Source organism: Variovorax sp. JS1663 (genome assembly GCF_002157355.1).
Lineage (GTDB): Bacteria > Pseudomonadota > Gammaproteobacteria > Burkholderiales > Burkholderiaceae_C > Variovorax.
Genome location: NZ_LYMK01000031.1, coordinates 45,385 through 67,745, shown reverse-complemented (window position 1 = coordinate 67,745; position 22,361 = coordinate 45,385). Strand labels below are relative to the sequence as shown.

The window sequence follows — 22,361 nt, the reverse complement described above, 5'->3', positions numbered from 1 at the left end:
GAGGTCCGATAGCATCGCGTCTTCGGAGGGACTCATGAGATTCGGGATCTTCAAGGCGCTGGCAATGGCTTGCTGGCTGCTGGGCGCTTGCTGCATGGGTGTTCAAGCGGCAACATTCGCGCCGGATTGCAGCGACCCTACTCGGATGTACGGTTGCGTCATCCGTATGGAGGGGGAAATCAGTGCCGGTGATGCCGAACGCCTTGGCGCAGTCTTGGCCAAACGCCCGGTCACGGGCTACTACAACATCCTTTTCCTGGATTCACCGGGAGGCAGTGTCCAAGCAGCACTGGAGCTTGCAGGCGTTGTGCGACGCGCTTTGCTCCAAACCAGCACCATGCGCCTGACCAACTCGAAGGTGGAGAGTTCGAAGGTTGAGAATTTAACCTGCGTCAGCTCATGCTTCCTGGTCTGGGCCGCAGGCGTCGAACGCTCGACCATGAACGTCGAAGCTGGCGGCCGCCACTTTGGCATTGGCCTGCATCGTCCGTACTTCAGCGCCGCCACCTACAGCAACGAGTCTCCGGATCGGATCGCAGCGATGCAGCGCCAGGCTATGCAGTCGGTGTCCGAGTATCTTCGTGGCGAGCAGGTCCCTCAGGCCTTAATCGACAAGATGATCGATCACGCATCGTCGCAAGTATTCTGGCCGACGATGGACGAAGGATTTGCCCTGTCGGGCAGGCGACCGTGGTTCGACGAGATGATGATCGCCCGCTGCAACTACGACCCGACCTATGTGGCTCAAACCACACAATGGGTGAACGCGCTGATCATTGACCTAGCTCAAGCGAAGGGCAAGCGGACTCTGGAGCAAGCTGGGGGGGCACGCTACGAGCAGTACATCCAACGCACACGTAAGTACAACGCCTGTGAGGGCGGTGCGAAGAGTCAGGCGCAGGCCGCTTTTCAGAAGCTCGAGATCCAGCCACTTCCTCCCGCCGGCACCACCGCAGCGGCGCCTGTCTCGCCACAAGTCCAACCAGAACTACCGGCGCCCCCGGTCCCTGAGTTCAAGGACGTGGACTCTCGGCTTGCATATCTGCGATGGCTTGGCACACAGTCAGAGCGACTGAATGTAACGATCCCTGATTGGCCCGCGCCCACGCGGATTGAGTTCCTCCAAACAGTCTGGTATGAGGCCCGACGGGCCGGCCTGGACACTTCCCTTGTCTTGGCCGTCATCGAGTTGCAGTCGTCGTTTCGCAAGTACTTTGTGATGGAGGGTTCCGGAAGCCGCGGCTACATGGGCGTCAATCCCTCGTGGACTGGCAAGCTTGGTGATAGCAATTCAGCACTGCTCTTCCACATGCAGACGAACATGCGCTACGGCTGCGTAATCCTGCGCCACTACCTCGACAAGCATCGGGGCAACACCGCCGCAGCGCTTGTCGCCTACTACTCGGACAGTCATGCGATCCCGACGAGCGTTGCTCGTGCCCGGCAGTTCCCCGCGCAGGTGTTCGCGGCGCAGAAGAAGTGGATCTATGTCAACGACGTAGCATCGACCAGCAATTCCAAGGAATGAACCCCGACACGGAGGTCTGCCAACGACGAGCCCGATGGCGCGATGCGGCAATACGCAATGCCGCACCCGAAGCGTGAGCGTCCAGCCGCCCCATCTTGAGTTTCGGTAGGGCTCATAGATGTCCCGAATCCACTTATCAGCGCCAGCATCGATACGTTTGCTTGAGTAGGAGGTGCTTCTTATGAACGATTTGCAGGCCTTGCAGGTCTGGCTCACCAGCCCAAAAGGTGTTGCTTATGCCACTTGGGCTCAGGCCGTGGGGTCTGTCATCGCCATCGTTGGCGCCTTTCTAGTCGCCAAGTGGCAGTTCCAAAGAGAACTGAAGAAGGAGCACGATCGCAGCGCTGAGGAAGACCGGGAGCAGATCGCGCAGCTATACGCCTTCATCCGGCAAACATTTGTCGACGTCCGCGCACTATGGGATGACCCCAAAAAGCCAGGCTTCCTCGAAGGCCATTGGAAGGACAGCAGTGTCCGTTTTGAACTTGCCAGGGCCGAGGCGGCACTCTCAAGGCTCCAAACGATCCCGGTGACTCAGCTGCCAAAGATGGAGAATGGCGTGCGCAGCTGCAATGAATTAATCGCCTCGCTCATTGCTGCAAAGCTGGTTCTGATTGAGCATTTGGATGAGCCAGTAACTCTAGAGCTTCAGCAGCGTATCAGCGAGAAGATGCGTCCGGCAGCACTGAATGCAACTAGAGCTCTTATGGGCGCGTTTATTGATAGCAAGAATGCCACCAAGAGCCGCGGCAAGCGCCAACGCCCCCAGGGGCCGCACGATCCGGCTGGCGCCACGGCCCAAGCGTTTGATGAGAATCGCCAAGCGTTCGAGGCCGAGATGAAGGCCAGGGGAATGAGCGTTAAACAGATGCTGTCCCGTAACTCCTGGATACTGCACTACGATGATCCCGTCACTTGGGAACTGTGGGACCTCTGGATGGCGAGCCGATCGGCCGCGGAAAGGAAGGGCAAGGTCGCGAGCGAAGTTGGCGCACCAAGTTCGGGGTGATCTCATGCTGTGGCGCTTGGCTTTCGCACCCGTGTCGCGAACCGCAGAATTCCGGTCCCTTGTTGGCGGCCACGTCTGACGGAATCAAGACCCGCGAGAGCCATCGTGTCCAGCTACCACTTGCGTTTCGTTGGCGCCGATCAGCTGCCCCTTTGGAAGCCCTTGTACGTCACTGCGTTGCCTCTGGGTGCGCCTTGATCCAAGCGACCATTTCTGCCTCTCGGAGGGGAGATGAGTCGAGGGATCTGGCCATTGGCATCGCGCGCATGATCATCTGAAGGGGATAGACCTGCTCGACGGTGAAATCCGTTTCGTCAGGATTATTGGCGTGCTTGGCCTCGTTCCGCCCACGGTTCAGAACTCGCAGCAGGACAGTTTTTCGCTCCTTGTCTGTTAGTGCCTGGTCAGTGTCGTCCCAATGGAACTCCGCAATTTGTTCAACCGCGACCGGCTTTCCCGCCCTCTTGCACAGACTTCCAAGTATTTCCTCTGCCGCTCCCGCCAGCGTGAGCGATGACAGGTAGTCACCCTCGAGGAACAACTTGATCGCGGCATCTAGTTGCCAGACGGCAACCTCTAACTTCGTTATCTTCATGCTGGATCTCCGGTTATCTGCGCAGCGCCTGCGATCGACGAGGCGACATCGATGATCACCTCGTGAGGCGGGCGCAGCCCTGGACGCTGCTGTTGGATGCGTCTTCGGACCTCCGCCGCAGAAGGAATCACACCCGCCTTCTCGAGACCATCGAGGAAGGACGCTGTCGAGAGCAGATGCACATTGCTCGGGACCGCGTAGGAGTTCCCGATGAACCAATCGTAAGCGCTCAATAAACCCCGTCCTTGCGGCGGCCGCCATGGACCATGAAGCTACGTTCCCATGTACAGCAACATGGGAACGTGATGTCAGAGTGGTTGTCGGAGTTGGGCAAGCGCCTGGTTGTCGGGCGCAAACGCGATGGGCGGTGTGTCTATGACGCGCAGGCAAAGCGGGATCTGATTCTCGCGTGCCGCGAGCCGGGGATGTCGATTGCGAGGATCGCTCGCGAGTGCGGGATCAACGCGAATCAGTTGAGCGCCTGGATTCGTCGTCATGAGCGCGCGTCGACGCCCGCTGTCGTGCCGATCACCAACGCAGAGTTGCCGGAACAGGCCTTTGTTTCGGTGACCATCGAGGCGACGAAGCCGGAGGCCACGACGATCGTGGATCTGCAAGCGCGGTTGCCCAACGGCGTGGTGGTTGATCTTCGTGGATGTGATATGCGCCAGGCCAGCGACTTGATTCAAATGCTTGGGAGCCTGCGGTGTTCCGCTTCGACGAAGAGCTGAAGGTCTACCTGCATCGGGAAGCCATCGACTTCCGTGTCGGCCTCAACGGCCTGGCGATCCTGGTCGAACAGGCCTTGGGCCTGGATCCGTTCGCCAAGGCCGTGTATGTCTTCCGCAATCGTCGACGCGATCGCGTGAAGATCCTGGCCTGGGACCGCAACGGCTTCTGGCTGTTGATGAAGAGACTCGAACAGGATCGCTTCATCTGGCCCGACGCAGCGTCGGTGCCGAAGCTGACGGTTGAAGAGCTGCATTGGCTGCTCGATGGCATCGACCTCGCCGTCGTTCGCAAGCATCCTGAGCGCTTGTATGCGCGCGTGGCCTGAGCGAGGGCAGCGGCGCGAAGAATTCGCATGAAGATGCGATGATCCCGGAACGCCTGCGTGCCATGTGGATCGAAGCAGGCGATGGTTCAGATGCCCACCGCCGAAGAATTCGCAGCCCTGCAGCAAGCGCTGGCCGAGGCCACTCGGCGCAGCGAATCTCTGGTCAGCGAACTGCGCGTGGTGACCACCGAGCGGGACCTGGCGCTGGAACGGCTGCGAGCCTTGCAGGGCCAGTTGTTCGCCGCCAAGAGCGAGGCCCGCGGTAGCGAGCAGAAGGACCTGTTCCTCAACGAGGCTGAGGCACTCGCCCCAACCGCGCAGACGCTGCCGGCCGAAAGCGACGACGAGGAATCCACGGACGTCGCCGGTCACCAGCGCAAGAAGCGCGGTCGCAAGCCCTTGGATCCAGCGCTGCCGCGCGACATCGTGCGCCACGAGCTGCCCGAGTCCGAGCGCATCTGCGGTCACGATGGCCACGCCCTGGTAGAGATCGGTGCCGAGGTCAGCGAGCAGATGCACGTCATCCCCGAGCAGGTTCGTGTACTCCAACATCACCGCATCAAGTACGCCTGCCCCTGCTGCGACCTGAGCCTGAAGGTCGCGCCAACGCCGGCGCGCATCATCCCGCGAGGGCTTCTTACTGAAGAGGCGCAGGCCTGGGTCATCACGGGCAAGTATCAGTTCGGCATGCCGCTGTATCGCACGGCGGTGCTGTTGCGCCGCTTCGGCGGCAACATCGTGAGCAATACGCTGGCCGCCGGGGTCGTGCGGATCGGATTGGCCGTGCAGCCCGTGATCAACCTGCTGCGCGATCGCCTGCTGGACTCGGACCTGATCTATGGCGACGAGACCACTGTGCAGGTGCTCAAGGAGCCTGGGCGCAAGGCGCAGACGAAGAGCTACATGTGGGCGCAGATGAACGCCAGCGGACCGCCGGTGCGCTTGTTCGCCTATGCGCCCGGGCGGGGCGCCGCACATGCCGAGAAGCTCTATGCCGGAATCCGGCGCGGGGCCACGTTCGTGAGCGATGGCTACCAGGTCTATGATGGCATCGCTGCGGACCATGGTCTGACGCATCTTGGATGCTGGGTTCATGCGCGCAGGCCCTTCGTCAAGGCTGAGGAGGCGCTCCCGAAGGCAGCCCGGTCGCCGGACCAGCTGGCCACACGGTTCGTCAAACTCATCGGCAAGCTCTACCGCGCCGAGGCGCGAGCCGAGAAGTGGTCGCCGCAGCGCCGCGGGCGGCTGCGCAAGCGCTACAGCGCCTCGGTGGTGGCCAACATCGAGCAACTGCTGCTCATGAATCTGCACGCCGTCGCGCCAACGAGTTTGCTGGGCGAGGCCCTGCACTACCTGCACGGGCAGTGGCCCAAGCTCATACGCTTCTTGGAGAGCGACACCTGGCCGCTGGACTCCAACCCGGTGGAGAACGCGATCCGTCCGTTCGTCGTTGGAAGGAAGGGATGGTTGTTCGCCGACACCGTGGGCGGGGCCAACGCGAGCGCCAACCTGTACTCGCTCATCGAGACGGCAAAGGCAAATGGGATCGAGCCATACCGCTATCTCGTGGCTCTGTTCAAAAGGCTGCCACTGGCGCAAACAGCGGACGACTACGAAGCCCTGCTGCCCTGGAACATCGCGCTTCCAGCCGCCTAGACAGTCCCAGCACGCCGGTCATGCCGAGCGCAAGGGCGCAGTTGAATGACGGCTTACGCCGCTTCGAGCGCCAGTTCACGCCTTGCAACCTGCAGTCGCTGCACGAGGTCGGAGGTGCGCGCAAAGAGCACACGCCAACCCTTCTCAAGCAGGGCCAGGCCGATGGCCGAGGACAAGTGCGACTTCCCGCCGCCCGGAGGCCCCATGAGAAGCAGATTGGCGCCGTTGCGCAACCATTCATCTCCGGCACACAGCGCCGAGACCTGCGCCTTGGAGATCATCGGCACCGAGTTGAAGTCGAAGTTGTCCAGCGTCTTGCCGGGAAGCAGTCTTGCCTCGCCCAGGTGTCGCTCTATGCGCCGACGATCGCGCTCGGCCAGTTCATTCTCGGCCAAGGCCATGAGAAGCCGGGCTGCGGGCCAGCCCTCCTTGTCGGAGCGTTCGGCGAAGCCCGTCCACATTTGTTTGGTCGCCGGCAAGCGCAACTCGGTCAGCAGCAACGTGAGCCGCGTGGTATCGAGGGTTTCGCTCATGCTTCGACTCCCACGGCCGATTCGACCAGGACCTCGTAGGCGCTCAGGGAGGCGAGTTGCACGCACACCTCTGGAAGGCGCGCAGGGTCCGGAGCGAAGCGCGCAAGCAGCGCGTTGTTGTCAGGCAGTCGTTTGTTGGCGAGATCATCAGCCAGGATAGTGGCCAACTGGCCTTCACAGGCCCGGTCGTGTGCCAGGCTGAGAAGCTCGACCATCGCCTTGCACGCGGCGCGCTCGGGCAGCTGTTCGCGCAGGAACTCGAAGGTGAGCCGATAGGCTTCGCGCGGGAAGAGCTGATCGCGGTAGACCAGCCTCAGCAGCGCCATGGGCTTGCGCCGCAGCGCATGAATGACGTGGTGATAGTCCACCACGTGACCGTGCTTGCCATTGGCGCCGCCGCGACCGCGCTCGAGCGTCATGAGTTGGGTTGCGCCCAGGAGAAGGTCCAACCGGTCGTCGTACAGACGAACGCGCAGCCGGTGACCGATCAGGCGGGACGGCACGGTATAGAAGACCTTGCGCAGCGTGAAGCCGCCCGACGAGGTCACGTAGACGTAGGTCTCCTCATAGTCACAGCTTCGCGCCGGCGGTAATGGTTGCAGCAGCGCTCGCTCGGCGTCAATGCGTTTGGCGTTGCGCGCGTTCTTGCGACTGACGATCTCGTCGACGAAGCAGCGATAAGCCTGAAGGTCAGCAAACTCGGTGCCTCCGCGCAGCAGCAGCGCGTCGCCGATTGCGCTCTTCAGATGACCGTGTGCACTCTCGATAGTCCCGTTCTCGTGCGCGACGCCGCGATTGTTGCGACTCGGATGCATCAAGTAGTGGGCGCACAGGGCGTCGTAGCGCGTGGTCAGATCGTCGCGCGCCACGCGGTCCAGGTTGCGGAATGCCGCCGACAGGCTGTCGCTGCGGTGCTCGCGTGGCGCGCCACCGAGGATCCACAGTGCGCTTTGCAGCCCCTCGGCCAGCGCCACGAAGCTCTCGCCACCGAGAATCACATGCGCATGCTCAAAGCCTGAACAGGCAAGGCGGAAGTGATACAGGCAATGCTCCAGTGGCACGCCGGCCACCGTGACGACCAGATCGCCCATTTCGGTGAAGTCCGACAGCCCCATGTGGCCCGCCTCGTGAACCTGGCGGAAGACCACCTCGCGCTCCTGGCCGTGAAGCGCGCGCCATGCTCGAATGCGTCGCTCAAGCGTGCGACGAACACCACGTGACAGATCTTCGTGACGGCGGCTCAACTCGTCGAATATCGCGACAGGTCGAATGCCCGGTGCCGCCTGCAGCAGCGGCACGACTTCGGAATCGAAGATGTCAGCCAGCGGGTCCGGGCGGCGGCGCCCGCGCGGCTGCTCCTTCTTCTGCGACGGCAGGCGTTGATCCTGCTCAATGCGGTACGCCGTGGCAATACTGAACCCCGCCTGCGCTGCTGCCACCGGCAACGACTTGGATAGCCTGAGCTTCATGAACAACCTCATTTGGTGATCGTGGATGTGACGTCCAGGCACAGAGAAGGCCTCGCAAGATCGAGAAACCTCTTCCATACCTGATTCCACCGCGATCACCGACGAGGCGCCCCATGGGCAAACCTGTCGCCGGCGTGGGCCGGAGGTCGTCGGGCTACGCCCGCCAACCTCCAGCCCACGCCATCCTTCTCACCTTGATTGACGCGCTCTTCTCATCCTGATTGACGCGCCGCAGTCAAGAGCACGGCGCCGAGCGTGGACGTTGTCGATGCGAAGACGCCGGCATTCGTGGCGCTCGAAGTCGCAGCGGCGTGCCAGGAAGAGACGTCATCCATGGATGTGCAGGCACGCCTTCCCAACGGAGTTGTGGTCGACTTGCGTGGTTGCGACATGCAGCAGGCGTTGGCGAGGATCGAGGCGCTCGGGAGACTGCGGTGTTTCGCTTCGACGAAGGGTTGAAGGTCTACCTGCATCGCGAGGCCATCGACATCCGGGTCGGTCTCTACGGTCTGGCGATCTTGGTCGAGCAGGCCCTCGGGTTGGATCCGTTTGCCGAGGCGCTGTACGTCTTTAGGAATCGGCGACGTGATCGCGTAAAAATTCTGGGCTGGCAGCGAAACGGCTTTTGGATGTTGATGAAGCGTCTCGAGCAGGACAGGTTCATCTGGCCCGGTGTCGCCACCGTGCCCACGTTGACGGTGGAGCAACTGCACTGGTTGCTCGATGGAATTGATCTCGCGGTGGTCCAGAAGCACCCCCATCGCTTCTCCGAGCGAGTGGCCTGAACGCTCACCGGCAGCTTGCAAAAATAGTTGCCGAATCTTCCTCGACAATGCGATGTTCGAGGAACGCTTGTACGTCATGTCGATCGAAGCAGGCAATGGTTCAGATGCCCACCGCCGAAGAATTCGCAGCCCTGCAGCAAGCCCTGGCCGATGCCACTCGGCACAGCGAATCTCTCGTCGGCGAACTGCGCGTGGTGACCACCGAGCGGGACCTGGCGCTGGAGCGCTTGGGAGCGTTGCAGGGTCAGTTGTTCGCCGCCAAGAGCGAGGCCCGCGGCACCGACCAGAAGGACCTGTTCCTCAACGAGGCCGAGGCGCTCGCGCCGACCGCGCAAACACTGCCGGCCGAAATCGATGATGAGGACTCGACGCCGGTCGCTGGCCGCCAGCGCAAGAAGCGCGGCCGCAAGCCGCTGGATCCTGCATTGCCGCGCGACATCGTGCGTCACGAGCTGCCAGAGTCCGAGCGTGTCTGCGCTCACGATGGCCACGCGTTGGTCGAGATCGGCGCCGAGGTCAGCGAGCAGATGCACCGATGGCCGATGTGGTCTATGTCATCTTGCAGCGCATCGACGCGTCTGAGTTGCTCCTGCACGGTGACCACCAGATCGGGTAACCGGTCTTCCTGCTGCGCCTTGGCCAGCTCACCCTGGATTGCGTTGAGCAGATGGGTTATGTCCCACCGGAAGTGCGATTCCGAACGCGGACATGGCACGCCGCCACGACGTGCGCCTTGAACTCGGCGCTGTGCTTGCGTCGCCGGCGACACTCGCCGCTAAGCGCAACTGAAGTGTCCATTTCTCCACCAAGAAGTTAAGTGGAGTAGTGGAGCCTTGCGTGCTCAACGAAATCAAGATGGGACGGCTGGCCGCTTACTCGTGAGCGTCCAGTCCGACCATCTTGAGAACTTGCTTGGAGGATAGGAGCCTCGAGTCCACTTCAACTCTGATCTGACCCCCGAAACTTGGACAAACTGACGTCTCCCCCTTATCCGGTCAGTTCTAAACTGGAGTTGGGCGGTTTTCGGCTTGTTGATCTGACCTCTTTTTGACGAACTCACTGGGGGTCAGGTGGCCAAGTGATCCGTGTGGGCGCTGATGGTTGTAGTCATGCTGCCATGCCTTCAACTTCTCACGCGCATCCTGCATCGTAATGAACTCGTTGACGTTCAGGAACTCGTCGCGCAGGCGACCGTTGAACGACTCGATCAACCCGTTGTCCGTGGGCTTTCCGGGGCGCGTGTAGTCGAGCTTCACGCCACGTCGCCAGGCCCATTCATCGAGCGCCTTGGAGGTGAACTCCGTGCCGTTGTCCACCGTGATCGCCTTGGGCCACCCACGCTCGATGGCAGCCTGGTCGAGGGCCTTCCCAACGCATCGCCCCGTGAGCCGGAAGTTGGCCTCTAGAGACACACTCTCGCGACTCCACTGATCGATCACCGTGAGCACTCGGAATGCCCGGCCATCGAGCATCTGGTCGTGTACGAAGTCCATGCTCCAGTGCTCGTTCGGCCCGGTGGCCGGCGCCGGTCGGCCGCGCTGCAGGCTGATGCGCTTGCGACGTTTGACCTTCATGCGCAGCTGCAGGCCTTCCAGCCGGTACAGCCGATAGACCCGCTTCTTGCCTACTGACCAGCCCTCGCGCTTGAGCATGACCAGGACGCGCAGATACCCGAATCGCGGTCGGTCCATGGCGATCTCCCGAATGCGCAACCGCAACGCACTTTGATCGCGCGCCTCGCTCTTCTGATACCAGACCGAGGGCCTCAGCAGCGCCAATCGACACGACCTGCGCACATTCACTTTGAAGCGCTCCTGCATCCAGGCTGCCAGCTCACGCCGCTTGGCAGCCTTCAGAGCTTTTTTCGGACAACCTCCTGCAGGATCTGCTTGTCCAGCGTCAGGTCGGCCACGATGCGCTTCAGCCTGGCGTTCTCGTCCTCGAGCATCTTCAAGCGCTTGAGCTCGGTTACGCCCAAGTCACCGAACTTCTTCTTCCAGGTGTAGTACGTCGCTTCGGACACGCCGATCTGGCGGCACACATCGACCACCGGCGTGCCCGACTCGGCCAGCCGCAACGCGTAGGCGATCTGCTCTTCGCTGAATCTCGACCTCTTCATCGCTTCTCCTTCCTGCCCTCACGGGCCGGCCGAAAAAGCCACCTTACCTCTAGTTTTGAAAAGTCCGGAATTCCGGGGAGACGTCAGATCGGTTCTGGGTGGATTCGATCGAGACGAGAATACGACCACTGACCCCATCCAGAAGGTTGATCACGTTCAAATTGGAGGAGAGCAATGCCACGCATGTTCAAACGATTCTTGCTGGCCGTTGTCTGCGGCGCCGCGGTTGTCGGGGCCACCGGTTGCGGGTCGACGCTGGCGCTCGACCGCGCGGTATTGGCCTACGACACGACGACGACCGATAGCGTCTCGAAGCAGCTGTTGCTCAACATCGCGCGCGCTCGGCGCAATCAGCCAATGCACTTCACGTCCATTTCCAGCATTGCTGCGACTTACAAGTTCGCGGTGAACGCCGGCGTGGCAGCGGCGGCAACCGGCGACCGCGGCGCACTGTTGGTGCCGCTCATCGGCAGCAGTGCCGAAGAGAACCCGACCATCAGCATTTCGCCGATGCAAGGGGAAGAGTTCACGCAGCGGCTCCTGACACCGTTTCAGGAGCAGAAGTTGACGCTGCTGCTGCGCCAGGGCTATGACGTGGACTCATTGTTGCGTCTGCTGGGCGGCGAACTGCGCTTGCAGGCGGACGGGCCGGGTAAGGTTGCAATTCACCACAATCGGCCGTCAGACCAAGCAGGTTACGTCGTATTTCGCCGGGTAATGTCGCACCTTTCTTCGATCCAGGACCGCCACTCACTGCATGTAGAGCCGTTGCATTTCCAGCGCTCCTGGACCGTGCCGGCCGACGCTGTCACGCCTGAAACGTTCGCTTCGATCTACAAAGATTTCTCGCTGAACTATCTTGCGGACAAACGTGCGTACCTCGTATCCAAGCGGGTCAACGGCCGGGTCATGATCACCAACTACGATCCGGCGGCCCTGCCGAACGAGGAGCGACTGCAACTGCATGCGGAAGCAGAAGAGGCGCCGCCCAACGACATTTTGGTGGATATCCGCGAGGGCTACACGGGGGGCGAGTTCCCCATGCACGGCCGGCTCCGCCTGCGCAGCTTCCATGAGATCTTGACTTTCATTGGGCGCGGTATGGAAGAGGAGCCGGAGTTCGATGTGCCACCTGATGCACGCACGCCGTCCGTGATGGAGAACCCGGTGAGCACGTTGGAAATCAGCGAGACGCGCCGTTCGCCATCGAGCGCGGATCTGTCGGTGGAATGGCTAGGCTACTACTATGCCGTCCGGAATCAAGACGGGTATCAGTGGAACCAAAAGGCCTTCAGCTTGCTTTACCAGCTTTTTCAGATGAGCGTTTCAACGGTTGCTCCGGTAGGACCGGCGATAACGATCTCGAAGTAGGTCGGCCACGCTTGCCCCTCTGGGCTCGACCGGATCCTGGTCTTTTCGTGGCTAGTGTAGTGCGCCACGTAAATATGTACCTATTTCTTGCTCAGCGCCAGGGCGGCCTTGGCTCGCGTGACCTTGGCCAGGATGTCGGTCGCGCTCTTGGTCCAGATGAAGGGTTTGGGGTTCGCGTTGTGGTGTTCGACATAGAGATCGATCGCCAATTCCAGCTCAGGCACGCTGGTGAAGCTGTCGCGCCGGATGCGGTTCTGCGAGATGTCGCGGAAGAAGCGCTCGACCATGTTCAGCCACGACGCGCTTGTGGGCGTGAAGTGGACGACGAAGCGCGGGTGCTTGGTCAGCCAGGCTTGAACCTCCGGGTGCGTGTGGGTGCCGTAGTTGTCCACGATCAGGTGCAACTGCAGGTGCTTAGGCGTCTTTCGCTGGATCAGCCGCAGGAAGTGCAGCCACTCCGCGTGCCGGTGTTGCGACTGGCACATGGAGATCACGGTGCCGTCCAGGGTGTTCAAGGCAGCGAACAGCGTGGTCGTGCCATGGCGCTTGTAGTCGTGCGTGACGGTGCCGGCGCGGCCTTTCTTCATCGGCAAGCCCGGCTGGGTACGGTTGAGCGCCTGAATCTGGCTTTTTTCGTCGCAGCTGAGCACCAGGGCGCGCTCGGGAGGATTGAGGTACAGCCCCACGACATCCAGCAGCTTGTCCTCGAAGCGCGGGTCGCGCGAGAGCTTGAACGTCTTCTGCCGATGCGGCTTGAGGCCGTTGCGCTGCCAGACGCGGCGAATCGTCGTGGGTCCCACACCGAGCTGCGCGGCCAGCGTGCGCGTGCTCCAGTGCGTCGCGGCGATGGGCTTTTCGTGAAGCGTCTTGTCCACGATGGTCGACTCAAACTCGGCGGTGGTCACGCTGGGGGTACGCCCGGGGCGCGGCGCATCGTGCATCAGGGCCTCCACCCCGCCTTCCAGGAAGCGCTGGCGCCACAAGGCCACCTGGCGCCGATCGAGATCGACCTCGACGGCGATGTCCTTGTTCTGCCAACCCTCAGCGGCCAACAGCACGATCCTGGCCCGTTGCTGCACACGAGCCTCGACGCGGCCTCGCCGCGCCAATGCCGTCAACTCTCGTTCGACAACCGCATTCAGTTCGATCTTCGGGGCAATGCGCATGGCTGCGACCTCCATCGACGTCGGAGTGTGCCGCATAGATTAAGTTCCTCTATTTCGAGCGCACTGCACTAGTGCGTCCCTTGCACGTGCCGGCGGCCGCGCGGGCTTGGCTGCGGGGCTGGTGGCTCTTCCGAAAGACTCTCGATGATGCCGCAAGCCTGCACTTCTGTTGCCTGACCGCACCGCTGGCGCAATAGCTTCAGTTGCTGCTCGAGCGCGAGAAGCTCGCCTATGCGTTTTGCAACATGGCCGATGTGATCGTCCAGGAGTTCGTTGACTCCGGCGCAGTTCTGCAGCGAGGATTCCTTGAAGCGCAGGAGTTGCCGGATCTCGTCGAGCGCCATATCGAGCGAGCGACAGTGACGCACGAAAATCAGCCGCTCGACATGGCTCTGGTCGTAGATGCGGAAGTTCCCTTCGGTGCGACCGCCTTCGTGCAACAGGCCTTCTCGCTCATAGAAGCGGATGGTCTCAGCCGGAGTGGAGGACGCTTTGGCCAATTCGCCGATTTTCATGGTCATTCCCTTCGCCCTTGACTTTATACCCACTACAAGGTTTCAAATTGGGGGATGAAAGAAGACCACATTGCTCATCAGGCCCGAGAAGCCGGTGTCGAATCGGGCTCCAGCTGCGGGGGTGGGTCCTGCGCGGCACCGGCACCGGCAGCGGCGTCTGATACCGGCACTTGTTGCTCAGAGAATGCCAAGGTCGCGTCCACCGTGGGCGTCAGCTGCTGCGCTCCAGGGGATGTCCAGTTCAAGGCGCCTCTTCCCGCAGGTGCCCGCGTGTTCCGAATCCCCACCATGGACTGTGCCGTCGAGGAGAGCGACATCCGGCGCGCGCTCGACAAGGTGGCCGGCATCACGAGCGTTAACTTCCAGCTTGGGGCCCGCACGCTTGCGATCCATGCGCCTGAAGCAGTCCTGCCCTTGGCGGTGGCTGCGATCAAGAAGGCCGGCTACGAGCCGACGCCCGTCACGGCGGAGGCGGGTGCCGGGGGGGACCACGCGGGCCACGACCATGCAGGGCACGACCATGCGGAGCACGGGCATGGAACGGGCGCCTGGCGGCTGGGCGCCGCCTTGGCTCTCGCGATCGTCGCCGAGGGCGCCCATTTCCTGACGGGCGACGCGCCTGCTATGAAGTACATCGGCTTGGTGGTGGCGGCGGTCGCCATCTGGCTTTCCGGCGTCGAGACCTACACCAAGGGGTTCATGGCGCTTCGCCGCGGCAAGCTCAACATCAACGCCCTCATGAGTGTGGCGGTGACCGGTGCGTTCATCATCGGACAGTGGCCGGAAGCAGCCATGGTCATGGCGCTTTACGCGATCGCCGAGCTGATCGAAGCACGCGCTGCCGACCGCGCGCGCAATGCCATCAAGGGCCTGATCGCCCTGGCGCCGGAAGAAGCCGAAGTATTGCAGCCGGACAGGAGTTGGAGGGCCATCCCCTCGAAGCAGGTCGAATTGGATGCGATCGTGCGAATCAAGCCAGGTGACCGCGTCCCGTTGGACGGTGTGGTCATCGAGGGGCGCAGCGCCGTGAATCAGGCGCCGGTCACCGGTGAAAGCCTTCCGGTGGATCGCACTGTGGGCGACATGCTCTTCGCGGGCACGATCAACGAGACCGGCGAGTTGCAGTTTCGTGTCACCGCGGCGGCGGCCAACACCACGCTGGCGCGCATCATCCACGCCGTCGAGGAGGCGCAGGGCACGCGCGCGCCCACGCAGCGCTTCGTCGATCGCTTCGCTGCCATCTACACACCCTCGGTGTTCGTGTTCGCGATCGCTGTCGCGCTGTTGACCCCTTGGCTGATGGGTCTCACGTGGCTTGAGGCGGTTTACAAGGCCCTGGTGCTCCTCGTGGTTGCCTGCCCGTGTGCCCTGGTGATCTCGACGCCCGTCACCGTCGTCAGCGCGTTGGCCGCAGCCGCCAGGCGTGGCATCCTGATCAAGGGAGGTACCTATCTGGAAGATGCGCGCAACCTGAAAGCCATCGCGCTCGACAAAACAGGCACGATCACCGAGGGCAAGCCAAAGCTGGTCGAATGGGTGACGTTGGACGGTAGCGCCGACAAGGACGGGGTCGGGCGGATCGGCATGAGCCTGGCGGCGCGATCGGACCATCCCGTGTCGAAGGCAATTGCGCAAGGCCTGAACCTGCAGACCCAGGACGTGCAGGAGTTCTCGGCCCTGGCGGGCCGCGGGACGCAGGGCAGGGTGGATGGCCAAACCTATGTGCTTGGGAATCACCGGCTCATTGAGGATCGCAAACAGTGCTCGTCAGACATCGAGTCGAAGCTCGCCGAACACGAAGCACAGGGACGCACCGTCACGCTGCTCGCCAATGATGCGGGTGTGCTCGCCATCTTTGCCGTAGCCGACACCATCAAGGAGTCGTCAAGGCAGGCCGTTTCGGAGCTGAAGGCGCTGGGCGTAACGCCCATCATGCTCACGGGCGACAACACGGCCACTGCAAAGACGGTCGCCGGGCAGGCCGGCATCGATGAGGCGCATGGCAATTTGTTGCCGGAAGACAAGCTCAACGAGATCAAGACGCTTCGTAAGCGCTTCGGCGCGACGGGGATGACCGGCGACGGCATTAACGATGCGCCAGCGCTCGCGCAGGCCGAGATCGGCTTTGCGATGGGCGGGGCGGGCACGGACACCGCGATGGAAGCGGCCGACGTGGTCATCATGAACGACGACGTACGGCGAATCCCCGAGACGATCCGGTTGTCTCGCATCACCCACACGGTACTCATTCAGAACATCTCGCTCGCGCTCGGCATCAAGGCTGTGTTCATCGTTCTCGCGCTGTTTGGCACGGCAACGATGTGGATGGCGGTTTTTGCGGACATGGGTGCCACCCTGTTGGTGGTTGGGAATGGGCTCCGACTTCTGAAGGCGAAGACAGCGCCTGAATCGGTGCGCTGAACCGGAGCGACGCGGGCCAGATAACCGAAATGTAATCAGTCAGCCGCCCCACGGATTTAGCATTACAGCATGCACATACTGGTTGTCGAGGACGAGCAAAAGCTCGGGGAATACCTCCGCAAGGGGCTGGCGGAAAGTGGGTTCAGCGTCGAACTTTCCCGTGACGGGATCGAGGGCAAGAACATGGCTTTGACCGGGAACTACGACGCCTTGGTTCTCGATGTCATGCTTCCCGGCATCGACGGCTTTAAGGTTCTTGAGGCGGTGCGCAAGTCGTCGGCCATGCCAGTGTTGATGTTGACCGCTCGCGATGATGTTGAAGACCGCGTGAAAGGCCTGGAAAGTGGCGCGGACGACTACCTGGCCAAGCCCTTCGCCTTTACCGAACTGCTCGCCCGCGTTCGCGCTCTGCTTCGACGCGGGCCGCTCCAGGAAGCCGCGCGCCACACGTTGGACGATCTGCAGTTGGATCTGACAACCCGCAAGGCCAACCGCGGCGGCAAACGATTGGACCTGACCGCCAAGGAGTTCGCCCTGCTGTCCCTGCTGCTGCGCCGCCAGGGGCAGGTGCTCTCCCGTGCCGTGCTTGCCGACCAGGTCTGGGGCATGAACTTCGACAGCGAGACCAATGTCGTGGAAGTGGCAATTCGTCGGTTGCGCAGCAAGATCGACGATCCCTTCGATGTGAAACTGCTGCACACGGTGCGTGGCATGGGCTACGTGCTGGAGCGTCGGGACGGCGATCTCGCGTGACTTCCAGGTCGATCCAGGCATCCCTGACACGGTGGTTCGCAGTCCAATCGTTGGTGGGCCTGAGCGTGGCGTGCGCCAGCGTCTACGGCGTGACGCGCTGGAGTTTCGAACTCAAGCACGCAGAGGAGTTCGACCGGCATATCGAGCTCGTCCGTCATGTCGTGCGCGAGACCCGCGAACCACTCGACTTGGGGGCGCTGCAACACAAGCTCAATGACTATTTCCTGACGCACCCCGAAGCTGCGGTCGAGCTTTGGGCAGGATCCCGGCGGATCTACTCGTCGCAGCGACTGGTCGATCCCAGGAACTGGACCAGCCGGGTCGTGACGCTCGATGGCATTGCGCTCGGAGATCAGCCCGTCGAAGCCAAGTTGGCACTGAATGTCGGAGGGGACCAAGTTCTGCTGAAACGGCTGGCCTGGACGCTGGTGGGCGCTGCAGGCCTCGGCACGGTCCTCGTGTCGTTCACAGGTGCGCTGCTCGTGCGTCGGGGGCTGAGGCCATTGAATCGGCTGGCGGCCCAGACGGCCGCCGCAGGGCCGCATCATCCGGGCCTGCGCATCGAAGCATCTGGTTATGCGAGCGAGCTCCAACCCTGGATCGTACAGTTCAACGCCTTGCTTCAGCGCGCGGAAGACGCCTATGCGCAACTCGAAGCCTTCAATGCCGATGTCGCCCACGAACTGCGCACACCGCTGTCGAACATGATCGCGCAGGTCGAGGTCGAGCTCGGCCAGGCACGTTCCCAGGCCGTGCTCCAGGAGGTGCTCAGCTCGCATCTCGAGGAAGCCCGCCGACTGTCCAGTGTTGTGACGGACATGCTGTTCCTGTCGAAAGCAGATCGCGGAGCCAAGGCGCGCCGAAACGAAGCAGGGAGTCTCGCGCGGGAAGTCGAAGCAGTCGCCGAATTCCACGAGGCCGCGCTGGAGGAAGCACAGCTCACGCTGAAGGTGAAGGGCGATGCCGAGGTGCACATGGACGCGGGCCTGATCCGACGCGCCCTGTCCAATCTTGTGAGCAACGCCGTCCGCTACGCTAGGCCCAAGACGCTGGTTCTTGTAGAGATCCAGCGCGCGGCCGGGCTCGTGGAGATCAGCGTCGTCAACTTCGGCCCGTCCATTTCCGAGGAAGCGATGCCCCGCCTCTTCGAGCGCTTCTACCGGGCGGACCAATCCCGCGCCGGTTCTTCGAGCCATCATGGTCTGGGCCTCTCGATCGTCGCGGCCATCGCCAGGATGCACGGAGGAAGCACCTTCGCCAGCAGCGCCCGAGGTGTGACCCGCATCGGATTCACCGTTGCTCACGACTCGACCAATACCTGATCTCAGCGGTCTTGGTTTCCCTCGCACCCTGGTATGGACCGCGCGATTGAGAAGATATCCAGATCAGGCCGGTAGGCAGATGTGTCGATCGCGTGATAGCCGAGGACGGTGTGAAACAGGTTGTCGTGCGAGAAGGCCTTCCCGGAGACGGCCGCCAGGCATTGCGGCCGCAGCGGGAGTGATCTGCTTGCCCCTGCGGACAGCCACGCCATCATCGGAATGGCGGTCTGTTCGGGCGGCGCCAGTAGGCGCGGCAGACCATGCAAGTAGATGTTGTTCTCTCCGAGACTTTCACCATGGTCGGAGACGTAGAGCACGGCAATGTCCAACTCCGCCGCGCGGGCGCGGGCGGCATCCAGCACCATTGCTACAACACGGCTCGTGTAGTCGATTGAGTTGTCGTAGGTGTTTACCAACTGCTCACGTGTGCAGGTCTGCACGCGGTTGGTGTCGCAGGTCGGCTGAAAGCGTCCCGGGGCCGGGTAGCGACGAAAATAGGATGGCCCGTGGCTTCCCATCTTGTGCAGGACGATGGTGCTGTCGTCGCGGACGTTGGCCAGCAATTGGTCTAGCGCCGGCACCAAGATCTCGTCCTGGCAAGATCCGTCCATGCACAACTTTGGATCGCCGCTCGTCGGCATCTGTTCAGTGCGCACTCGTGCGCAAACGCCCTTGCAGCCGGAGTTGTTGTCGAGCCAGGTCACCGTCACACCCGCTCTGACCAGGACGTCGAGCAGGTTCTCCCGAGCATGTCCAGCATCGAGTGAAAACCTCGACATGCCCAGGTCCGAGAACATGCAGGGCAGGGAGGTGGCGGTGTCGGTGCCGCACGAAGACACGTTGGAGAAGTAGACGATCTCCTTCCCCTTGAGCGCCAAGTTGGTCTCCCGTTGGTAACCGCCAAGCGAGAAGTTGCTGGCCCTGGCCGTCTCGTCTACCACCAGGACCAGCACGCGGGGACGGGGGGCATCGATGCGTGTCCTGCGAGCGTCCGATCCGACAGCTGCCAATGACCGAGGCTTGGTGTCGGTGCCCTTCAAGAAACCATAGACCGCGTTAAAGTAGTTGGTCGGTACGAGCTGAAAGCGCAGTTCGCGGTGGTTGCGAAACGTCGTCGCCAGGTCGCCATAGAAGAGAAAGATCACGCTGGCGCCTAGCGTGGCAGCACACAGTGCAACGCCCCCGGTCTGCAGCAAGGCGTTTGGCGCACTGCTGCGCCGAATGCCAACCCACCAGAGCAGGGCTGCGGGCAGCAGACCGCGCAAAGCCACATCGATGAACGCCGGCCATGACAGGAGCTCCCGTGCTTCGCGCACATCCGTCTCGACGATGTTGCGAATCAGCCCCTTGTCGAACAGCACGCCCCACCGGTCGAGGTAGTGCGCCACGCCTGCGGAAACGATGAGCAGAAGCGCGAAGACGGCGACACCCGCACGAGGCGTCGCAATCAGGCGGCAAGCCGTGGTTAGTACCGCAATCAAGACTAACGCAACGCTTAGCGCCAACGCGATCTTGGACAACAAGGCCCCGTCTTGCGCTCCAATGAACGTCCTCCAGAAGGAGACGTTGTCAATCAAAACGAGCCAAGCCGCGACGCCGGCGCTTGCCAAGATGGGGGGCATCCCCCCGCGTTTGCCAGTAGAAAGGCCCGGTTCGGCCTGTGCTTCGCTCAAGACTTTACTCTTAATGTGTGTTCACGCCAAAACTGTGAGCTGACGGACCCAGCTCGGACCTCCTGAGGGCAGCCGAGCCGATGCTTCGCAGGCAGTAGACCCGGGCAGGGCCCGGGCTGGTCCGAGTGGCTTCGATCAGCGCGCAATCGCGCTTGCGCTTCTGGGCGGCACCAGGTACTGCGCGTTCGCTGTCGCATCACCTTGACGCATGGCTTCGAAGGCCTGCGCCGCACGCGTGTAGCTCGGGCCGCGGCTGTCGGACGGCGCATTGCCGTACGCGATCTGCGACATGCCCGAGCGCACCCAAGCCACGGCTTCCGACCGGACGGCCGCACGCGTGTTCTGGGACACCTGGGGCACCGCTTTCGGGTTGCCGTCCGGATAGCCCACCGTGGGCGCCGCCGCCATCCAAGTGCGGGTTTCGGCGGCCACTGCCGCGCTCGGGACCTCGGACGTTCTGGCAGCAGGCCGCGGATCTCCCTCGGCATAGTTTCCGGCCAGCGCCGGAGCCGCGGCAGCGGCCAGAAGAAGCGAAGTCAGGGAAAGTCGGAAGGCAGTCACTCGCATTTTTCAGCATCCTTTGGTGAGATGGTTGGTCTGTTTCGCCGCAGTCATCTGCGCCGTGAGTCAACTTTAAGAAGCCAGCCCACCAAAAGAAGAACGCAAAGATTACATCGCTGTCATCTGCCTTCAATCCATTGAAGACCAGCGCCTCGACGGGTGCCTTGGTCTTTCGGCGCACTGACTTACTTCATGGTGAAGCGCACCGATTGCGTCGCCTGCCCCTTCAGCGTCACCTGCGCCGCGACCTTCGTGCCGGGACCCGTCGTGAACGGCCCCTTGGCTTCCAGCGCGTCCTTTGCAGGCGCCAGCATGGCCTCCTCCTTCTTGGTGCCGCTGAGCACCGTCACCTTGCCCGTGGCGCCGGCCACGTCGACCGGCTTGCCGTGGTTGCTGACGTGGATCGCCAGGCGATCCTTGGTCACGACGAGTTCGTAGCTGACATCCTTGACGACCGTCACGATGCCCCCGTGCAGGGGCTTGGTTTCGTCTGCGTGATCGCCTGCCGCAAGGGCAACACAGGGAAACGCAAGGGCAGCAACGAGAGGAAGAACATAGGCTTTCATGGATTTTCCGAGTGAATGGGGTGCCCTCGAAATGAGGCCGTGCGAGGGCATCACGGTTTTGGCGTCACCGATTTGGGACTGCAGCCGCCACCACAGGTTGTGGCGGCTGGACGAACACCTCTTCCTCCTCGTCGCGCCTGTGCATCAGGCGGTAGAGGACAGGTAGCACCAGCAGCGTCAGAGCGGTCGAGGACAGAATGCCGCCGATGACCACCGTCGCGAGCGGGCGTTGGACTTTGCCGAGCGCGGCGGCGCCCAGCGCGGCCACCAGCATCAGCGTGTCAATCTCGAAGCGGCGGGCACGCAGGTTCTCAAAAGCCTCCTTGACGGTAAAAGAGCCGCCGAAGAAGTAGGCCGTGACATAGCACGCTGTGGGAAGCCAGCCCGGCCCCGCGCTAGCACGCTCGATCAACCACCCGGCCAACAGCAGGGCACCCGCCAATACCGCAAAGATCAGCTCCGACCTCTCCCCAAGAGGCCCTCCGTGGGCGTGGTCATGGCCGGAATGGTCGCCATTGCTTTCACCGTGATCGTGATCGTGATCGTGATCGTGATCGTGATCGTGATCGTGATCGTGATCGTGGCCAGCATCATCCTTGTCAGCCTTGGATTTCGCAGGGCCATGCGCATGGTCGTGGCCGGCGTGGCCGTGGTCCGGGTCGCTCGCTGCGGTGCGAAGGGCTGGAGCAGGGCCGTCGGCTTCAGAGGCGCGTAGCGGTAGCGGACGAGCTTGCGCACCGCGCTCTGAATAGGCGCCGTCTGCTTGCTTGCGTTCCCGCGCTCTAAACTGGGAAGCCGGCGCCGACCACCGCGCACCGCCGACCCCGAGGGCGGCTGCTCTGGCCAGCAGGATGTCCTCCGACACGACCGATCGGTCATACTCGATGCGCACCGCGCCAGAGACGGCGACATCGGCTTCCAGGACGCCGGCGATGCTGCGCAGGCTGTCGGCGGCCCCCCGCGCACCGCGTGCATGTAGGGGTGCAGCGGTGCGCAGCACCAGATGAGCGAAACGGGACGTGAGGTCGGCGCCGACCGAGTGCACCAGTTCGCGCACTCGCGTGAGCGAAAGGGCGGCGGGGTCGTAGTGAATGCACAGCTGTGGCGACCCGCTGTCAAGTACCACGACATGCGCCTCCGTGAGCCCGGGCCGGCCCGACAGCGCATCGAGCAGCCGGGTGACGCAGCGGTCATTCGCATCATCGACATCCGGCAGCACCAGCGGGAGGTCCAGACGGAGTTTGACGGGCTCGCTCATGATG

At 62.5% G+C, this 22,361-nt stretch carries 19 protein-coding genes and 2 pseudogenes; 11 read left to right on the top strand and 10 right to left on the bottom strand.

The features are described from left to right. The first annotated feature begins 34 nt into the window (after positions 1-34). Together A8M77_RS36965 and A8M77_RS23525 are read left to right on the top strand one after the other, a co-directional pair. Positions 35-1,528, top strand: coding sequence for a transglycosylase SLT domain-containing protein (locus A8M77_RS36965; protein ID WP_238136940.1), 1,494 nt, complete (start codon positions 35-37; stop codon positions 1,526-1,528). A gap of 181 nt (positions 1,529-1,709) precedes the next feature. Continuing rightward, positions 1,710-2,537 (top strand): hypothetical protein, encoded by an 828-nt coding sequence (locus tag A8M77_RS23525; protein ID WP_086923931.1) that lies wholly within the window; start codon positions 1,710-1,712, stop codon positions 2,535-2,537. A gap of 169 nt (positions 2,538-2,706) precedes the next feature. Here A8M77_RS23525 and A8M77_RS23520 read toward each other — a convergent pair whose 3' ends face one another. Continuing rightward, positions 2,707-3,132 (bottom strand): hypothetical protein, encoded by a 426-nt coding sequence (locus A8M77_RS23520; protein ID WP_086923930.1) that lies wholly within the window; start codon positions 3,130-3,132, stop codon positions 2,707-2,709. A gap of 266 nt (positions 3,133-3,398) precedes the next feature. Between A8M77_RS23520 and tnpA the strand changes: the two genes are divergently transcribed. From tnpA to tnpC, 3 genes are all read left to right on the top strand, one after another. After that, positions 3,399-3,863 (top strand): IS66 family insertion sequence element accessory protein TnpA, encoded by a 465-nt coding sequence (gene tnpA / locus A8M77_RS23515; RefSeq protein ID WP_238136939.1) that lies wholly within the window; start codon positions 3,399-3,401, stop codon positions 3,861-3,863. Further along, entirely contained in the window at positions 3,839-4,189 is a 351-nt protein-coding gene (gene tnpB / locus A8M77_RS23510) for an IS66 family insertion sequence element accessory protein TnpB (RefSeq protein ID WP_143694735.1), read from the top strand. The genes tnpA and tnpB (A8M77_RS23510) overlap by 25 nt, the downstream gene beginning before the upstream one ends. Before the next feature lie 81 nt (positions 4,190-4,270). After that, the gene (tnpC, locus tag A8M77_RS23505) at positions 4,271-5,845 is read left to right on the top strand and encodes an IS66 family transposase (protein WP_443272271.1); all 1,575 of its coding nucleotides are present in this window, start codon (positions 4,271-4,273) and stop codon (positions 5,843-5,845) included. 56 nt (positions 5,846-5,901) lie between these two features. Here the strand turns inward: tnpC and A8M77_RS23500 are convergent. Both A8M77_RS23500 and istA read right to left on the bottom strand, forming a co-directional pair. After that, positions 5,902-6,378, bottom strand: a pseudogene (locus A8M77_RS23500) (ATP-binding protein); the annotation flags it as partial. Then, positions 6,375-7,889, bottom strand: coding sequence for an IS21 family transposase (gene istA / locus A8M77_RS23495; RefSeq protein WP_143694744.1), 1,515 nt, complete (start codon positions 7,887-7,889; stop codon positions 6,375-6,377). The pseudogene A8M77_RS23500 and the gene istA, both read right to left, overlap by 4 nt. A 392-nt stretch (positions 7,890-8,281) precedes the next feature. On the opposite strand from istA, the gene tnpB (A8M77_RS23490) reads away from it, so the two are divergent. Then, complete coding sequence (tnpB, locus tag A8M77_RS23490; protein WP_086923925.1) at positions 8,282-8,632, top strand: IS66 family insertion sequence element accessory protein TnpB; 351 nt, start codon at positions 8,282-8,284, stop codon at positions 8,630-8,632. Positions 8,633-8,727: 95 nt separating this feature from the next. Continuing rightward, positions 8,728-9,162, top strand: a pseudogene (locus A8M77_RS23485) (IS66 family transposase); the annotation flags it as partial. 471 nt (positions 9,163-9,633) lie between these two features. On the opposite strand, the gene A8M77_RS23480 reads toward A8M77_RS23485, so the two are convergent. Beyond that, positions 9,634-10,751, bottom strand: a protein-coding gene (locus A8M77_RS23480) for an IS3 family transposase (protein WP_443272268.1) whose coding sequence is annotated in 2 segments (ribosomal slippage) — positions 9,634-10,496 and positions 10,496-10,751 — 1,119 coding nt in all. Because the reading frame shifts where the segments join, the coding sequence is not laid out codon by codon here. Between the two features lie 183 nt (positions 10,752-10,934). Between A8M77_RS23480 and A8M77_RS23475 the strand changes: the two genes are divergently transcribed. Continuing rightward, on the top strand, positions 10,935-12,122 hold the full coding sequence (locus A8M77_RS23475; protein ID WP_086923924.1) for a hypothetical protein: 1,188 nt from the start codon (positions 10,935-10,937) through the stop codon (positions 12,120-12,122). An 80-nt stretch (positions 12,123-12,202) separates the two neighbouring features. Here A8M77_RS23475 and A8M77_RS23470 read toward each other — a convergent pair whose 3' ends face one another. Together A8M77_RS23470 and cadR are read right to left on the bottom strand one after the other, a co-directional pair. Then, positions 12,203-13,288, bottom strand: a complete 1,086-nt coding sequence (locus A8M77_RS23470) for an IS630 family transposase (protein ID WP_086923953.1) — start codon at positions 13,286-13,288, stop codon at positions 12,203-12,205. A 68-nt stretch (positions 13,289-13,356) separates the two neighbouring features. Beyond that, positions 13,357-13,803, bottom strand: a complete 447-nt coding sequence (cadR, locus tag A8M77_RS23465; RefSeq protein WP_086923952.1) for a Cd(II)/Pb(II)-responsive transcriptional regulator — start codon at positions 13,801-13,803, stop codon at positions 13,357-13,359. Between the two features lie 54 nt (positions 13,804-13,857). Here cadR and A8M77_RS23460 point away from each other — a divergent pair, with 54 nt between their 5' ends. The 3 genes from A8M77_RS23460 to A8M77_RS23450 all read left to right on the top strand — a co-directional run bounded on the left by A8M77_RS23460 (position 13,858) and on the right by A8M77_RS23450 (position 18,299). Further along, complete coding sequence (locus A8M77_RS23460; RefSeq protein ID WP_086923923.1) at positions 13,858-16,224, top strand: heavy metal translocating P-type ATPase; 2,367 nt, start codon at positions 13,858-13,860, stop codon at positions 16,222-16,224. A gap of 69 nt (positions 16,225-16,293) precedes the next feature. Beyond that, positions 16,294-16,977: a heavy metal response regulator transcription factor gene (locus A8M77_RS23455; protein ID WP_086923922.1), complete on the top strand. Its 684-nt coding sequence runs from the start codon at positions 16,294-16,296 to the stop codon at positions 16,975-16,977. A gap of 53 nt (positions 16,978-17,030) precedes the next feature. After that, positions 17,031-18,299, top strand: coding sequence for a heavy metal sensor histidine kinase (locus A8M77_RS23450; RefSeq protein ID WP_238136942.1), 1,269 nt, complete (start codon positions 17,031-17,033; stop codon positions 18,297-18,299). Between the two features lie 2 nt (positions 18,300-18,301). On the opposite strand, the gene A8M77_RS23445 is transcribed toward A8M77_RS23450, so the two are convergent. From A8M77_RS23445 to A8M77_RS37480, 4 genes are all read right to left on the bottom strand, one after another. After that, complete coding sequence (locus A8M77_RS23445; RefSeq protein ID WP_143694734.1) at positions 18,302-19,972, bottom strand: phosphoethanolamine transferase; 1,671 nt, start codon at positions 19,970-19,972, stop codon at positions 18,302-18,304. A gap of 135 nt (positions 19,973-20,107) precedes the next feature. After that, positions 20,108-20,539 (bottom strand): hypothetical protein, encoded by a 432-nt coding sequence (locus A8M77_RS35460; protein ID WP_143694733.1) that lies wholly within the window; start codon positions 20,537-20,539, stop codon positions 20,108-20,110. 179 nt (positions 20,540-20,718) lie between these two features. Further along, positions 20,719-20,994: a hypothetical protein gene (locus A8M77_RS23435; RefSeq protein ID WP_238136938.1), complete on the bottom strand. Its 276-nt coding sequence runs from the start codon at positions 20,992-20,994 to the stop codon at positions 20,719-20,721. A 169-nt stretch (positions 20,995-21,163) separates the two neighbouring features. Further along, a complete protein-coding gene (locus A8M77_RS37480; protein WP_143694732.1) occupies positions 21,164-22,357 on the bottom strand; it encodes an efflux RND transporter permease subunit in 1,194 nt (397 codons plus the stop codon). Positions 22,358-22,361 lie beyond the last annotated feature (4 nt).